13 protein-coding genes and 1 riboswitch are annotated in these 14,728 nt (G+C 40.6%); of the genes, 3 read left to right on the forward strand and 10 right to left on the reverse strand.

Translation table 11 applies throughout. The features are described from left to right. Nucleotides 1-50: 50 nt before the first annotated feature. From FBF75_RS06390 to FBF75_RS06420, 7 genes are all read right to left on the reverse strand, one after another. Nucleotides 51-1,061, reverse strand: a complete 1,011-nt coding sequence (locus tag FBF75_RS06390) for a LacI family DNA-binding transcriptional regulator (protein ID WP_046344464.1) — start codon at nucleotides 1,059-1,061, stop codon at nucleotides 51-53. Between the two features lie 67 nt (nucleotides 1,062-1,128). Further along, nucleotides 1,129-2,565 carry a glucuronate isomerase gene (gene uxaC / locus FBF75_RS06395; protein WP_136944548.1) on the reverse strand — a complete coding sequence of 479 codons (1,437 nt, stop codon included), beginning with the start codon at nucleotides 2,563-2,565 and terminating at the stop codon, nucleotides 1,129-1,131. 136 nt (nucleotides 2,566-2,701) lie between these two features. After that, nucleotides 2,702-4,456, reverse strand: a complete 1,755-nt coding sequence (locus tag FBF75_RS06400) for a HAMP domain-containing sensor histidine kinase (RefSeq protein ID WP_017359251.1) — start codon at nucleotides 4,454-4,456, stop codon at nucleotides 2,702-2,704. Between the two features lie 3 nt (nucleotides 4,457-4,459). Further along, the gene (locus FBF75_RS06405) at nucleotides 4,460-5,182 is read right to left on the reverse strand and encodes a response regulator transcription factor (RefSeq protein ID WP_008347112.1); all 723 of its coding nucleotides are present in this window, start codon (nucleotides 5,180-5,182) and stop codon (nucleotides 4,460-4,462) included. Nucleotides 5,183-5,360: 178 nt separating this feature from the next. After that, entirely contained in the window at nucleotides 5,361-6,176 is an 816-nt protein-coding gene (locus tag FBF75_RS06410; protein WP_017359249.1) for an ABC transporter ATP-binding protein, read from the reverse strand. Nucleotides 6,177-6,197: 21 nt separating this feature from the next. Next, nucleotides 6,198-7,220, reverse strand: coding sequence for a FecCD family ABC transporter permease (locus FBF75_RS06415; protein ID WP_048003212.1), 1,023 nt, complete (start codon nucleotides 7,218-7,220; stop codon nucleotides 6,198-6,200). Continuing rightward, nucleotides 7,221-8,273, reverse strand: coding sequence for a FecCD family ABC transporter permease (locus FBF75_RS06420; protein WP_008347113.1), 1,053 nt, complete (start codon nucleotides 8,271-8,273; stop codon nucleotides 7,221-7,223). 259 nt (nucleotides 8,274-8,532) lie between these two features. Here FBF75_RS06420 and FBF75_RS06425 point away from each other — a divergent pair, with 259 nt between their 5' ends. Continuing rightward, entirely contained in the window at nucleotides 8,533-9,471 is a 939-nt protein-coding gene (locus FBF75_RS06425) for an iron-hydroxamate ABC transporter substrate-binding protein (RefSeq protein WP_041507762.1), read from the forward strand. Between the two features lie 37 nt (nucleotides 9,472-9,508). Here the strand turns inward: FBF75_RS06425 and FBF75_RS06430 are convergent, their stop codons facing one another. The 3 genes from FBF75_RS06430 to FBF75_RS06445 all read right to left on the reverse strand — a co-directional run bounded on the left by FBF75_RS06430 (nucleotide 9,509) and on the right by FBF75_RS06445 (nucleotide 12,066). After that, nucleotides 9,509-10,918 carry an amino acid permease gene (locus FBF75_RS06430; protein WP_035701368.1) on the reverse strand — a complete coding sequence of 470 codons (1,410 nt, stop codon included), beginning with the start codon at nucleotides 10,916-10,918 and terminating at the stop codon, nucleotides 9,509-9,511. A 192-nt stretch (nucleotides 10,919-11,110) separates the two neighbouring features. Continuing rightward, nucleotides 11,111-11,289, reverse strand: a riboswitch (Lysine riboswitch). 122 nt (nucleotides 11,290-11,411) lie between these two features. Next, entirely contained in the window at nucleotides 11,412-11,555 is a 144-nt protein-coding gene (gene sspJ / locus FBF75_RS06440; RefSeq protein WP_008347117.1) for a small acid-soluble spore protein SspJ, read from the reverse strand. An 82-nt stretch (nucleotides 11,556-11,637) separates the two neighbouring features. Next, nucleotides 11,638-12,066 (reverse strand): MarR family winged helix-turn-helix transcriptional regulator, encoded by a 429-nt coding sequence (locus FBF75_RS06445; protein WP_007500254.1) that lies wholly within the window; start codon nucleotides 12,064-12,066, stop codon nucleotides 11,638-11,640. A gap of 170 nt (nucleotides 12,067-12,236) precedes the next feature. Here FBF75_RS06445 and FBF75_RS06450 point away from each other — a divergent pair, with 170 nt between their 5' ends. Both FBF75_RS06450 and FBF75_RS06455 read left to right on the forward strand, forming a co-directional pair. Beyond that, entirely contained in the window at nucleotides 12,237-12,728 is a 492-nt protein-coding gene (locus FBF75_RS06450) for a metal-dependent hydrolase (RefSeq protein ID WP_025207969.1), read from the forward strand. A 123-nt stretch (nucleotides 12,729-12,851) separates the two neighbouring features. Continuing rightward, a complete protein-coding gene (locus FBF75_RS06455; protein ID WP_116306210.1) occupies nucleotides 12,852-14,702 on the forward strand; it encodes an LTA synthase family protein in 1,851 nt (616 codons plus the stop codon). The last annotated feature ends 26 nt before the right edge of the window (nucleotides 14,703-14,728 follow it).

Below are 14,728 nucleotides of genomic sequence, written 5' to 3' on the forward strand. Positions count from 1 at the left end.
CTCCCCCGCATTTTTTGCACACGTGAACATTTTCATTTAAAAGATGCTGATTACTGCATCTTTTTGACTGAATCTCTAATCATCAGCTCTGTGTGGACATACACTTTTTCCAGATGATCGTCTTCTTGCTTTTCACCGTTGATGACTGAAAGGATCGCTTCTGCTCCAAGCGCACACATTTTTTCAATTGGCTTTTTGACTGTTGTGAGGGCAGGCGTTGTATAAGATGAAAATGAAATATCATCAAATCCGATAATAGAGAGATCATCAGGACACCTTTTACCTTTTGCAAACAATGCATTCATCGCACCAATCGCCATGTCATCGTTTGAGCAAAAAAGGGCAGTTGGCGGATCATCAAGAGTGAGTAAGGCTTCCATTGATTCATAGCCGCTCTTCATATGATAGTCGCCTGTGATCATGTATTCCTTCTTCATGGGTACATGATGGTCAATGAGTGCTTGCAGAAAACCAGCTTTTCTTTCCTGTGTGGATTTAAACCCTTCTTTCCCTTCAATAATGGCAATTTGTTTATGCCCCTGCTGAATGAAATAGTGTGCAGCTTGGTATGCCCCTTCACCATCATCCGCTAATATATTCATCACTTGATTACTTTCTACACGGCGATTCAGTACAATAATGGGAATGCCCTGCTTTTTCACATGATGGATAAACGCTTCATCATGCTCGCTTTGGCTCATGAGCAAAATACCATCATACCGCTGTTTATGAATGGTTGTGTAATCGTGAAAATCGTCAATTCCTCTTACAACCAAATGATAGTTTTCTGTTATTACACTGTTGACGCCTTTTAATGCATCAACAAAGAAACTTGAGGATGTGCCTTCTGTTAAACTCGTAAAAAACAGACCAATTGTAAATGATTTTTGCGAGACAAGGCCTCTGGCATGGACATTCGGTGAGTAATTCAGCTGTTTTGCAATCGACAAGATGTTTTGTTTTGTTTTCTCTTTAATAAAAGGACTGTTATTCAAAGCCCTTGATACTGTGGTATGAGAAACGTTTGCCAATTTTGCTATATCTTTGATTGTGACTGTCATGCTATTCCGCCTTTTATGATTTTTTATCATCTTATCATAAAAACGCTTTCATATTCTTGCTTTTTGTTCATATCATCTTGCTTTTATGCGAAAGCTCATTTGCCCGTTCAAATTGAAAATACTGCTTTGCATTTTCATAGCTGATTCCTTTTACCATTCCCCCTAGCAAATTGAGATCATTAGGCACTTCACCTTTTTCCACCCAATCTCCAATGATGTCACATAACAGTCTACGGAAATATTCATGTCTTGTGTAAGACAGGAAGCTTCGTGAATCTGTCAACATCCCAATAAATCGGCTGATCAGTCCGATACTGGAAAGTGCCATCATCTGCTCTGTCATTCCCTGCTTTGTATCATTAAACCACCAGGCTGTTCCATGCTGCATTTTCCCAGGAGTCTTTCCATCTTGAAAACTTCCAGCGATCGTTGAAATCACCACATTGTCCCTTGGATTCAAGGAATAGAGGATGGTTTTTGGCAATGCATATGCTTGTTCTAACCGATCTAATACGCGGCAAAGAGGTTTTGCAATGTCTTCATCATTCATTGCATCATATCCGGTATCTGGTCCAAGCCGCTCAAACATTTTTGAATTGTTGTTTCTGAGCGCATTGATATGAAGCTGCATCGCCCATCCCCGCTGAGCATATGCCTGACCTAGTTCAATGAATGTGTGCGTTTTAAATTGAACCTTCTCCTTTTCCGTCAATGGATGTCCAGACATTCTTTTATGAAAAATGATCGTAGCTTCTTCTTCCGTCGTGTCTTCGTAAGTCATTTCATTGATGGCATGATCTGAAATCAAACAGCCCTGTTCATGAAAGAAATCGATTCGCATATGAAGTGCTTTTATGAAGTCTTGATAGGATTCGATCTTGATAGATGAAACCTCCGCCAGCTGATGAACATACTCGATAAACAAGTCATTTGTGATATCTAATGCCTTATCTGGCCGAAACCCTGGCAGTACTTGCACAGAAAAGCCTTCTTCCCGCAGTTGTTGGTGATAAATCAACGAATCAACCGGATCGTCTGTCGTCACAACCGTTTCAACATTTGATTTCACAATGAAATCTCTCGCACCAAATCCATCTCCTTGCAACTTTTCATTTACTTTTTTCCAGATGATGTCTGCGCTTTCTTCATTCAAAAGTTCTTCAACATCAAAATATCGTCTTAGCTCTAGATGGGTCCAGTGATAGAGAGGATTTCCAATCGTCATCGGAACGGTTTTCGCCCAAGCTAAAAATTTCTCATCATCTGAGGCATCTCCTGTGATATGTGTTTCAGGTATCCCATTTGCTCTCATGGCGCGCCATTTGTAATGATCTCCGTAAAGCCATGCTTCGGTTATATTTTGGAACGTTTTATTTTCATAGATTTCTTTTGGACTTAAATGACAATGGTAATCGATAATCGGAAGGTTCTTTGCAAATTCATGGTATAGCTTTTCCGCCGTTTGACTGTTTAATAAAAACTGCTCATCTAAAAAGGCTTTCATCAAACTCCCCCATCTCTTATAATGATGAAAATCAATTTGTTCACGTTAACAATTTTATTGTAATCGTTTACAAAATTGATTTCAATCCTAAAACAAGAAAAAACGATTTCCTTTAGAAAAGAAAATCGTTTTTTGGCTATTTTACAGATGGTGTTTTCTTTAGGATAATCGCAATAGTTGTTCCTTGACCTAATTCACTTTCTACTTGAATATCGCCATCGTGCAGTAAGACAAGCTCTTTTGCAATCGCCAGTCCTAGTCCTGTTCCATTTGTTGGATCATTCGTATTTGTCCCTCTATAGTAACGATTAAATAAATGATCCACCGTTTCTTGCGCCATGCCGCGTCCGTTATCTTTCATTTCGATCCGAACTTCATCATTTGTTTCAGATAGAACAGCTTGAATAAGAGTACCTTTCTGGTTATGCTTCACTGCGTTCGCCAGCAGGTTCTCAATGACTCGTCTAAACCAGGCTTTATCGATCTCAAACATGACACCCTCTGTTTGATCTTCAAAGGATGATAAATAATCTTCTGAAAGCGTGCTTCTTGAAAACTCGTCCATAATGGAGGCTAAAAATTCACCAAGTTCAACAGGTTTTCGATTAATAGGCAATGCACCATTTTTCAATCGATACGTGAGGTTTAAATCCTCAATCAAGGTCGACATGTATTCTGATTTCTCACGAATGACTTGTCCCATTTCCATGACTTCTTCCTTGGACCATTGGTATTGATCTGATTCTAGCATTAATCCATAGCCGTAAATCGTGCTAAGAGGCGTTTTTAGATCATGAGACAGCCCTGCGATCCATTCTTCCCTTGTGGTTTGAATTTTTCTTCGGTTTGCTTCATTCTCTTTTAACGTATTGGTGAGCTGATCCATTGTTTTGAGGATATCCTCAAACAGCCGGTACTCCCGCTTAATACGGCCTTTTTTATTTTTACTTACTGGAATACCTTTTCTATTGGTTGGCTCCTGCAATTTATTTCTCGATAAGAAAATCAGCCAGCGAATAATGTGATAGATCGGTAGCCCATAGCGATACGAGTACCATAATGTCATAACGATAATAATCGTAAGCGCAAGACCTGCAATCAAAAGCGTTGTATATTGGTTTAAAGCCTCTGTCTCTTTATCATAAAGCTCGTCTGGACTGTATACTTTGTTTGGCACCGAAACAATCATATACAAATCCTTATTCACTTTGATATACGACAGGTCACTTCTAAACTCCCAAGGCTTTGATTGATACTTGAGCAGTTCAACATCCGTTACGTTATTTTTCAAATTATTTTTGGCTCGGATACCTTTTAAGTATTTTCCTTCTTCATTAAACAGATGCACCGATCCATTCATTCTTTTCAAAAATTCTTTTGTTTCAACCGAATATTGAGACAATGCAGCCAGGTTTTTTTCATGCTGCTTGAGATAATTGGCTACCTTTGTGCTGTTCGTTTTAAATCCATATAAGACGATAAAGCTTTCTTGATCAATCTCAATTGGCCAGAAGTACATCTTGTAATCTTTAAATTGTCTTTTTTCAAAGATCTTGATCATTTCATCCTTTTGATAGGATGTTGGAATGTTTTTAGGGAGTTGATAGCTATAGACGTTGCGTTTTTTGGAATCAATCACTTGTAGCCAGCCATCACGTTTTTCCACTGCTTGTTTGAGCTGATCATCGGCTTCCATTTTTCCATCCTCGTTAAAATAAAGCCAGCTCATGAGTGTATCTCCATCTGCCTTCGTTAAACCAGTTTCAGTCATATTCTCATAGCGCTTTTGAAAATAAAGATTTTCAGAGAATGTTTGCCCGATCGTTAGAATGACGATGACAATAAACATTTGTCCGACAAAGTGAAAGAAAAGTTTTGTTCGTAAATTCATAAACTATTGAAGAACCTTCACAGGTTGCGGAATGAACTTATAGCCCATACCACGGATCGTCACAATATATTCAGGCTGGCTTGGATCTAACTCTATTTTTTCTCTCAGCTTTCGGATATGAACCATGACGGTGTTGTTGTCACCATATGACGGAACACCCCATACTTTCTCATAGATTTGATCTTTTGAAAGTACCACATTCGGATGGTCACAAAAATACTTCAGCAAGGACAAAAGCTGAGCTGAGCAAGCCGTCACCTTTCCCCTTACTTTCAACTCGGCTGCATGAGGATGGTACGAGAAATGAGCATATTCATATTGACTGTGCGCTTCTTCCTGCTCCTCCTGTAAGGAGACATAAGTTCGGTTTAAGTGCGCCTTAATTCTAGCTACTAGCTCTAACGGATTAAATGGCTTTGTGATGTAATCGTCTGCACCTTGTGCAAATCCAGTCAATTTGTCTACATCAGACGTTCTTGCTGTTAAATAGAAAATCGGTGCCTTCGTCATTTTCCTGATGTCAGGCAGAACATCAAAGCCTGACTTACCGGGCATCATCACATCTAGAAGTAAGAGGTGGATGTCCTCGTTTTTGACAATATCTAATGCTTCATCTGCATGATAGGCTTTATAAATATGTTGAAACCCTTCTTTTTTTAATACGCGTTCAACCATTTTTACAATTGCTTCTTCGTCATCTGCAATCAATATTTTTGCTGTTTCCACGCATCTCTTTCCTTTCTAGCTATGATCTCTAACCGTATATTACCATTGTCCAAAGTAAAAAAGTACCTCTTTTCTGCATAAAAGCGAAAAAAGATCAACTGGAGAAAATGGCATAACAAGGTAATACCAGAAGATGCAAAAAAACTCGGTCATACATACCGAGTTTTTTGTCCATCTATTATCCGTTCACAGCTTCAAGCTTTCTTTCATGATTCATTAAGTCATATGTTAAACAGATCGGCTTATTCGTTCTCGGATCAAGCACAATTTCTGCATCGATGTGGAACACCTGACTGAGCACCTCTTTTGTCATGACCTCATGAGGCGTACCCTCTTTAATGACTTTCCCTTGATTGAGGGCAATCATGTAATGTGAAAAGCGTGCAGCATGATTCAGGTCATGAATCACCATCAGCACCGTTCTGCCCTGCTCTCTGTTTAAGCGTTCTAACAGCTGAAGGATCTCCAGCTGATGAGCAAGATCTAAATACGTCGTTGGTTCGTCTAATAAAAGCAGCTCTGTTTCCTGAGCGAGTGCCATCGCAATCCATACCCGCTGACGCTGTCCACCGGAGAGCGCTTCAATTGGCCGGTCATGAAACGCAATCATTCCCGTCTCCTCAAGTGCCCATCTGATGATTCGTTTGTCCTCATTTGATAAACGACCAAATCCATTTTGATGCGGGAAACGTCCATATGACACAAGCTCATAAACGGTCAGACCACTTGGCGCTTCAGGCGTCTGCGGTAAGATGGCCATTTGTTTTGAAATTTCTTTTGTTGGTGTTTGATGGATCGCCTGGCCATTTAAATAAACAGCACCTTGATGGGACTTCATAATACGAGACATTGTTTTTAAAATCGTTGACTTCCCGCACCCATTCGGCCCAATTAATGTCGTCACCTTGCCTTTTGGGATGCTGATATTTAAATCGTCTACAATCAAACGGTCATGATAGCCAATACAAAGCTTTTCTGTTTCAAGTGATTTCATCTGTTGTACTCTCCTTCCTCATTAGTTCGTTTTCATCAATAAGTAAATGAAGTAAGGTGCGCCTAAGGCAGAAACGACAAGTCCAACGGGCACCTCTGATGGAGCAAGTATGACACGCCCAAGTGTATCTGCAAGTAATAACAGCAGTGCACCAATCATAGCGGACGCCGGTATCATTCCTTGATGTTTCGGACCAACTAGCTTTCTTGCGAGGTGTGGTGCCGCTAACCCTAGGAACGATATACTCCCTGCAACAGCGACACTCGCACCGGCTAATGCAACTGCAATCAGCATGAGAAAACTTCTTTCTTTATGAACTGAAATCCCTAAGCCATAAGATATCTGATCACCCAAATTCATGATATTTAAGTAGCGTGCCCTCACCATCGCTAATACAAGAAAAATCAGCATCCACGGCACGACTGATAAGACATATGTCCAACTTGAGCCCCAAATACTTCCTGACAGCCACACAATGGCTTGGTTAAAATCATTTGGGCTCATCTTTAATTGAATAACCACAATCGCTGCCGAAAATGCAGCATTGATCCCAATACCAGTTAAAATCAATCGAACAGGCGTAATGCCCTTTTTCCACGCTAGCACATAGATGAGGAATGCAGCAAAGGCGGCACCTACGAAAGCGAAAAGCGGCAGTACAAATATTGAAAAATCACCTAAGTTCGACATCGAGCCCTGAAAGGCAAAGATAAACAAAACCACCGCAAAGCCTGCACCCGCATTTACACCTAGAATGCCGGGATCAGCTAAACCATTTTGAGAAACACCTTGCCAAATGGCTCCTGATACAGCGATAGAAGCGCCAACAAGTAAAGCGATGACCATCCTTGGAAGTCTGAACTCGAATAATACAAGCTCATCCATTTCACTTCCGAGTCCAAAAAATGTTTTGAATGTATCCATCGGAGAAATCCGTATCTCTCCGGTATTTAAACTAATCAGGAACACAGCCACGATCGCTAAAAAGATCATGACCATCGTTCGTTTGTATTTCTTTTTCTTTGCCTGCTGCACCATTTCCATTTAAATTCCGCTCCTTTCACGTCTCGCTAAATATAAGAAGAAAGGAACGCCTATAATGGCTGTAATGGCACCCACTGGCGTTTCAAACGGCGCATTGACAAGCCTTGCCGCAATGTCTGCATAAATGAGCAAAATAGCCCCTAAAATAGCTGAGCAAGGGATAATCCAGCGATAGTCAACGCCGACCAAGAAACGCGTAACATGAGGAATCACAAGCCCGATAAAGCCAATAGAACCTGCAACTGACACGGCTGCACCTGTTAAAAGGATCACGACCAATATGCCAAGTACCTTGACTGTTCGTGTATATTGTCCAAGCCCTTTTGCTAATTCATCACCTAAGCTTAAAACCGTGATGGAGCGGGCAAGAATCATTGCGATGATCAGTCCTACAGCCGCAACTGGAATGATGATCTTAATATTGCTCCAATTCACACCAGCCACACCGCCTGCGTACCAAAAACTCATATCTTGCGCGACGTCAAATCGAATGGCAATCGCTGAGGAAATTGAGCTTAAAAGTGCGCCAACAGCCGTACCGGCTAATGCGAGCTTCACAGGAGTAAGTCCCCCTTTTGAAAGGGTTCCAACCCCAAATACAATAGAGGCGCCAAGTGCTGCACCCAAAAATGACCAAAGAATTAATGTAAAAGAAGATTGGCCTGGGAAAAAAGCAAACGCAATGGCAATCGCAAATGCAGAGCCATTTGTCACACCCATGATTTCAGGAGACGCAAGCGCATTTCTTGTCATGCCTTGCATGATGGCACCCGATACTGCTAAAAAGGCACCGACAAGTGCGGCACCAACTGTACGCGGCAGCCTTAGTTCCCTAATGATTTGATGTGAGGTTTGTTGTGAATCAAAATGAAAGACGGCTTCCCATACCGTGTGTAAATGAATGTTTGCCGCTCCTAGCGATACTGATAAAAAAAGACCGAATGCTAAAGCAATGATTCCTATGATGACAACAGCTGCTGTACCAAAAGGCTTTGTCACAATATCTATCGCATCATCTTTAGCTGACAGCTGTTTATTCGATTGTGAGCCCAAAACCAGTCTCTTCCTTTCCGTTCATATCTATTCGTTATTAGTGATAATGATTATCAATCTCGGAGTCTAGTATATCACTTTCTTCACGTTTTGAAATCCTTGTTCTAATAAATTTCTTTATTTTCATCAAAAAACCGGGAGAATTTCACCATTTTCATTTTGGTCATAAAATAGCCGATGCATTTTTTCTTCTATCATGTTAAGATATAATCGCGAATGAGAATCATTATCATAAACAATTGAATAGGAGCGAACTTTAGTGAAAAAACGAACTGGACTTCTTTTGATTTCCTTCATGACCCTTATGATTTTTACTGCTGCTTGCGGCAGCACTTCCAATAAAGAATCGGGAGCCAAAAAAAATGACACGATCACCTATCAAGATGTAAAGGGTGAAGTGAAACTGCCTCAAAACCCACAACGTATTGTGCTTCTGGCGGAAAGCTATTACGGGGATCTCGTCACACTCGGCAAAACCCCAATTGCTGCCACTGCGCCCATCTTTAAAAACCCTTTCTATAAAGGAAAAACAGATGGAGTGAAAAATATTGGAAAATCTCCCTCTGTTGAGAAAGTAGCCTCTTTGAAGCCGGATATGATCATTGCTTGGGGAGAAGATGAGAAATTTGATCAATACAAAAAAATTGCACCTACAGTTGCCATTCAATACAATCAATATTCGTTTAAAGACCAGCTAAAAGAATTTGGTAAAATGACAGGCACATCAAAAAAAGCAACGGATTGGATCACAAAATGGGATGCCAAAATTGCTGAAGTGAAACCAAAAGTAACAAAAGCTGTAGGAAACAAAACCGTTTCGATCGTATCACCATTCGATAAGGGCATTTACATTTTCGGTAACACTTTTGCACGCGGTGGTGAAATCATTTATGACGAGCTGCAATTAAAAGCTCCGAAGGCCGTCCAAAAAGAAGCCATCGACAGTGGTGTCGGTTATGCAAACATTTCTCTTGAAAAGCTTCCAGAATTTGCAGGTGATTATATTTTCACAAGCCCATGGAGCGGTTCAAAAAGTAATGGCGATCAAGTATATAAAAGCAGCATCTGGGCATCACTTCCTGCTGTCCAAAACAAACGCGTATTTGAAACAGATACAGTCGGTTACTTCTTTAATGACCCTGTGTCACTAGAAGGTCAGCTCGAATTTATTGTGGATCGATTAACATCTGCCTCATAAAAAAATACGTTTCTCCAATGCTGGAGAAACGTATTTTTTAAACTGTACCTTTGGCAAATTTTTTGGACATGAATGGGTAGAGTAAAATGCCAACTAAGAACAATCCAATACCAAGACCAAATGTTTTTAAATCAGCTGTGCCTGAAATAATGACCCAAGCGGAATACCCCATGGCCACAAGCGCAATGATCCCGTCTCTTGTCCGGTTTCCTTTTTGGAGCTCATATGTGTCACCTTGCATGATGACCTTAAAGCTGTAGATCGACGACACGATATACGGAATGAGATACGCAAGTGTCGCTGATGTTGTTAAGAAAGTAAAGGCTTCATTAATCGTACGTGACATGACTGAGAAAATAAACAGCTGTGACATGATATTTGTGACAGTCAAAGCAAAAACAGGACTGCCTTTTTTGTTTGTTTTTGCAAACACTGCTGGGAAATCGCCAGCTTTTGCTGCTTGATAAGGGACTTCAGAACCAAGCAAAATCCAGCCAAGCATCGAACCAAATAAACAAATGATCGCAAGAAGTGCCATGACAATGCCGCCAGCCGGTCCGATAATGAGCTGAAGCACGTCTACGAATGGTTTATCAGAACCTTGCAATTGATCATGCGGCAGAACGCCCATTGTAATCAAGGTAATAATCATATAAATAGACAGTGCAATTAAAAGTCCTGTAATCGTCGCACGTTTGACATCACGTTGCGAAGAGGCTCTTCCTGATAAAATGACAGCAGATTCGATGCCGATAAATGCCCATAGTGTGGATATGGCCGCATGATGAATTTGGCCTCCAAGTCCGAGCACTCCTTCACCACTTGCTGCTTCAACAGGGAAGTAATAATGTTCAAATAATGCTGTTTGGAATGCAAATAAGCCTGCGACAATAAAAAGGACGAATCCAAGCACCTTTGAAAAGGTCGTAATAAAGTTCAGCTTACTTGCTGCGCTTAAGCTTGTAATTAAAATCGTATGAGTCCCCCATAGAAGGATTGTACATACGATAAACGTAGTGAGCTGACCAAGTGTGATCGCTTCTTTTCCAAAAGTAAAGATCTCCGTTTTCACGGTTAAAATTGGGAAAAAGGTTGTTAAATAACCAGCTAGGCTTGTGATAATGGCGACATTACTAATCCAGCTTGCCACCCAATATCCCCAAACCATTGTAAAACCGGCTGCTTTTCCTTTTTTCGGATCTTTAAAAAGCGCTCTTGCATAGCTTTGTGGTCCAGCTGTCAGCTGCGGTTTATGAATGGACAAATGTCCAAACACAAAGGCAATCATCAGTACGCCGCCACCTGTGACAAGCCATGCCATCGTCACACCTAAAGGACTTGCATGCTGGGCAAGTGTACTAGGCAGCATAAAGATGCCTGAACCCACCATATTTCCGACGACAAAAGCCGTCAATAACCAAAAACCCCATTTTTTTGTCTGTTCCATTTTCGTACCTCCGTTATATTCACTTTGGACCAGACCCGGCAGTATCTTCATTGATATATTTGTGAAGCAATGACTTGCATTCTTTATGTTCATGTTGGGTCACTTTCTTACCAGCATACCCTTTTCTTAGGCAATCAGAACATAAAAAAAAGCCTGAACAAAAGTCCATGCTTTTCAAAACATACACCTTGATCTCCGGATAGCCCTCCACGCTTCAAAGACGTGGCAGTCCTGCATTTGTTCAATGCAGACCCAGCATAAAGAAAGTTGGAGCTCTCTCTACACTTCGGCGCTGATGCCTTTTTTCTCATGATCAACGATTCCATCTCTCCCATGAGTGACTCATCATCCGCGCAACCTCTACCTCACTGAGACATAGCGTGAGGATTTCTATTCATTTTTACTACACGAAGGTTATCAAACATTCTCATATCTGTCAAAGGGAAAAACATAGAAAAAAGGCAGAGAAATGATTCTCCGCCTTTTTGTCAGCTTATTGATGGTTGTTTTTCTTCTTTTGGACAGCTTCCTGAAGCGGATCGCCTGCTAGTTCTTTACTTGCTTCTTCTAACAGCTGATCAACCTGCTGATGGTCTTTCTCGCTTTTCGCCTTTTTATCCTTTTGGAAAAATGACATCGCTATTTCCCCCCTTTTCATAAAATGCCTTTGCCTGTTTAATTTGTGCTACAGCGCTCAGCATTATACAAAGAGGAGCGGTTCATTCATCGTGAAAGGTCTGTCTCATTTTTTGCAAATACGTTAGAAAGGTCTTTAAGTCTTCCTCTGTGAAGTCTGACATCATATGCTGAATCACCTTTCCAAAAAGACGTGTATGCTTTTCGTAAATAGCCAGCCCTTTTTCCGTGGCTTCTAGCCGGACAAGGGAATGATCGTCCTTGTCCCGTTCTCTCTGAATGTAGCCTTGCTCACATAATTTATTGAGAGCTATGGAAGCGGCACCTGGGTTGAGAGAGAGTCTTTGTTTGAGCTCTTCAGCATGTGATACTTTTCCTTGTATCAATATAGAAAGAGCATATATCTGTGGAGGCGTGATGTCTTTTTCTAACTCAAGTAACTTGCGGTTTAATTTACGGCTGACTTCATAATGTACAAGAACAATTTCTTTTAAAATGTCTGCATTACTCATCCGAATCGCATCCTTATCGTTAGTGTCAACATGACTTCCTTCTTATTATAGAATGTTTTTCCAAACAGCCAACTATTTTATCCCATTTTCTTTAGAAATAAGCCTTGCTGAATGGATTCACCCTTGATATAGTGAGTACTTGAACAAAAAACAGAACAGGAGTACGCATCATGACAGGAAAAACACATATTATGGGCGGAATTGCCGCCTCCACAGCCGTCGCCTATTATTACGGATTCGAACCAGTGACGATGGCTGCTGCTGGATCAGTAGGTGCCCTCATCCCAGATCTATGTCATACGAAAAGCAAAATCGGCAGGAAATTCCCGCTCCTTTCCACACTGATCAGTAGTGTATTCGGTCACCGCACCTTTACACATAGTTTATTATTTCTGCTGATCATTTATTTTATTGCGACAACATACATTCCAAATGACAGCCTCAGTACCGGGTTACTAGTTGGGATGGCAAGCCACCTCATCCTTGATGCAGGCACAGTGAACGGTATTAAACTTTTGTTCCCTGCAACCATGAAAGTACGCCTCCCCTTTTATGTCAAAACAGGCAGCACAGGAGAACAAGTCGTACTAGCTGCTCTGACCATTGTCACCTGCTATTACATGGCTGTCATTTGCGGAATATCCATCCCATTGCCGTTTTAGAAAAAGAAAAAAGAGTTTTGCAAAAAAGCAGGATATGAATTGATCATTCCTCATTTTTTTAGTAGTTTTAAGATAAGTGTTTTTGCCTTGCAGCTGAATACAGAATGGTGAGGAGTTACATAAATGAAAGCGTTTTTCAAAAATCACTGGTTTTTAGTGTACTCCATCCTCTTTATGTGGATGAAAACATACATCATTTATCAATTCGGATTTCATATACGAACGGCCAATCTGTTTCACGAGTGGCTGCTTTTGATTAATCCACTTAGCTTTTTGCTCCCTTTGTTTGGGATTGCTCTTTTCTTAAATGAAACGAAACAAAAGGTCTTTTTATTGACCACAAATTTTATTTTGACAGCCATTTTGATATCGAATACGATCTTTTACGGTTTTTATATTGATTTCATTACCATTCCTGTCTTATTTCAAGCAAAGAACATGGGAGATATGGGCAGCAGTATGACTGAATTGTTTCATCCGCTATTTATACTCATGCTGATTGATTTTGTAGTGCTGGCATGGCTCTTAAAACGGAAACCGCTATCACCAAAAGCGTCTTTTAAGACGATCAAAACATACTATGTGGTTTGCTGCAGCTTGCTATTGTTCCATGTCAGCTCAGCTTTGATGGACCACCCTCGATTTTTGACAAGCTCGTATGATCGAGAAGTCATTGTACGCAACCTTGGGCTGTTTCAATTCCATTTGTATGACGGTGCCGCTCAAACAGCACGTATTGGTCAAAAAGCCTTTGCTGACGAAGATACACTTTCAACAGTGGCAAACTACACAAAAGCTGATTACAGTGCACCGAATGAAGACTACTTTGGACTTGCTAAAGGCAAAAATGTCGTGTTCATTTCACTTGAATCAACGCAGCAATTTGTCATGAATCAAAAGGTGAATGGACAATATATCACACCATTTTTAAATCAACTTGCCAAAAAAAGCTTCTATTTTGATGAATTTTATCAGCAGACAGAGCAAGGCAAAACGTCGGACTCAGAGTTTATCGTCGCAAACTCCCTCTATCCATCTAGCAGTGGCGCTGTCTTTTTCACAGCGAGTGACAACGAATATGACACACTGTACAAGCAATTGAAAAAAGAGAATTATCAATCCGTCCAATTTCATGCGAATAATAAAACGTTCTGGAATCGTGATGTGATGTATGAATCTCTTGGGATTGACCGCTTTTATGATGTCGATTCATTTGATGTCAATGAACAGAATTCGACTGGCTGGGGCTTAAAAGATATCGACTTTTTTGATCAATCCATCGATTATTTAAAAAAGCTGAAGACGCCTTATTACAGCACATTTATTACCTTAACCAATCACTTCCCATTTGAAATTGATCCAAAGGATCAGTTCATTGATGAATACGATTCGACTAGCACCATTTTAAACCGCTATGTGACCACCGTTCGCTATCAAGATGAAGCCATCAAAAGGTTCTTTGAACGAATGAAAGAAGAAGGACTATATGAAAATACAATGTTTGTCTTAATGGGAGACCACTATGGCATTTCAGAAGCACATCATGAGGCAATGGCAGAGCTGCTGAAGCAGGATGAAATCACACCGTTTGATGCGGTTAAACTGCAGCGGGTCCCTTTTTTGATTTACATTCCTGGGGTGACAGACGAGGCCCCTCAAACCATTTCTGAAACAGCCGGTCAAATGGATGTCAAACCGACACTTCTTCATTTACTCGGCATTGAATCAAAAGATTCTATTCAATTTGGAAATGACCTTTTCTCCAATGAGCGTACACCGTTCGCTGTGCTGAGAAATGGAAACTTTATTACGGATGATTATCTTTATACAAAGAACACGTGCTATGATCAAAAAACAAAACAACCTGTTGAAGAAGATGAAGTATGCCAGCCCTATATAGAAAAAACCAATAAAGAGCTGTCTCTATCAGATAAAGTGATCAACGGGAACTTACTACGTTTTTATCAGCATTAAAAGCTGCCCTCTGGCGGCTTTTTCTT

Source organism: Bacillus sp. S2(2019), from assembly GCF_005144805.1.
Classification (GTDB): domain Bacteria; phylum Bacillota; class Bacilli; order Bacillales; family Bacillaceae; genus Bacillus; species Bacillus altitudinis.

Bases quoted from the DNA above. Each gene is read 5' to 3' on its own strand.
- FBF75_RS06390 (WP_046344464.1), bottom strand. From the start codon at position 1,061: ATGACAGTCACAATCAAAGATATAGCAAAATTGGCAAACGTTTCTCAT.
- uxaC (WP_136944548.1), bottom strand. From the start codon at position 2,565: ATGAAAGCCTTTTTAGATGAGCAGTTTTTATTAAACAGTCAAACGGCG.
- FBF75_RS06400 (WP_017359251.1), bottom strand. From the start codon at position 4,456: ATGAATTTACGAACAAAACTTTTCTTTCACTTTGTCGGACAAATGTTT.
- FBF75_RS06410 (WP_017359249.1), bottom strand. From the start codon at position 6,176: ATGAAATCACTTGAAACAGAAAAGCTTTGTATTGGCTATCATGACCGT.
- FBF75_RS06415 (WP_048003212.1), bottom strand. From the start codon at position 7,220: ATGGAAATGGTGCAGCAGGCAAAGAAAAAGAAATACAAACGAACGATG.
- FBF75_RS06430 (WP_035701368.1), bottom strand. From the start codon at position 10,918: ATGGAACAGACAAAAAAATGGGGTTTTTGGTTATTGACGGCTTTTGTC.
- sspJ (WP_008347117.1), bottom strand. From the start codon at position 11,555: ATGTCATTTTTCCAAAAGGATAAAAAGGCGAAAAGCGAGAAAGACCAT.
- FBF75_RS06445 (WP_007500254.1), bottom strand. From the start codon at position 12,066: ATGAGTAATGCAGACATTTTAAAAGAAATTGTTCTTGTACATTATGAA.
- FBF75_RS06450 (WP_025207969.1), top strand. From the start codon at position 12,237: ATGACAGGAAAAACACATATTATGGGCGGAATTGCCGCCTCCACAGCC.
- FBF75_RS06455 (WP_116306210.1), top strand. From the start codon at position 12,852: ATGAAAGCGTTTTTCAAAAATCACTGGTTTTTAGTGTACTCCATCCTC.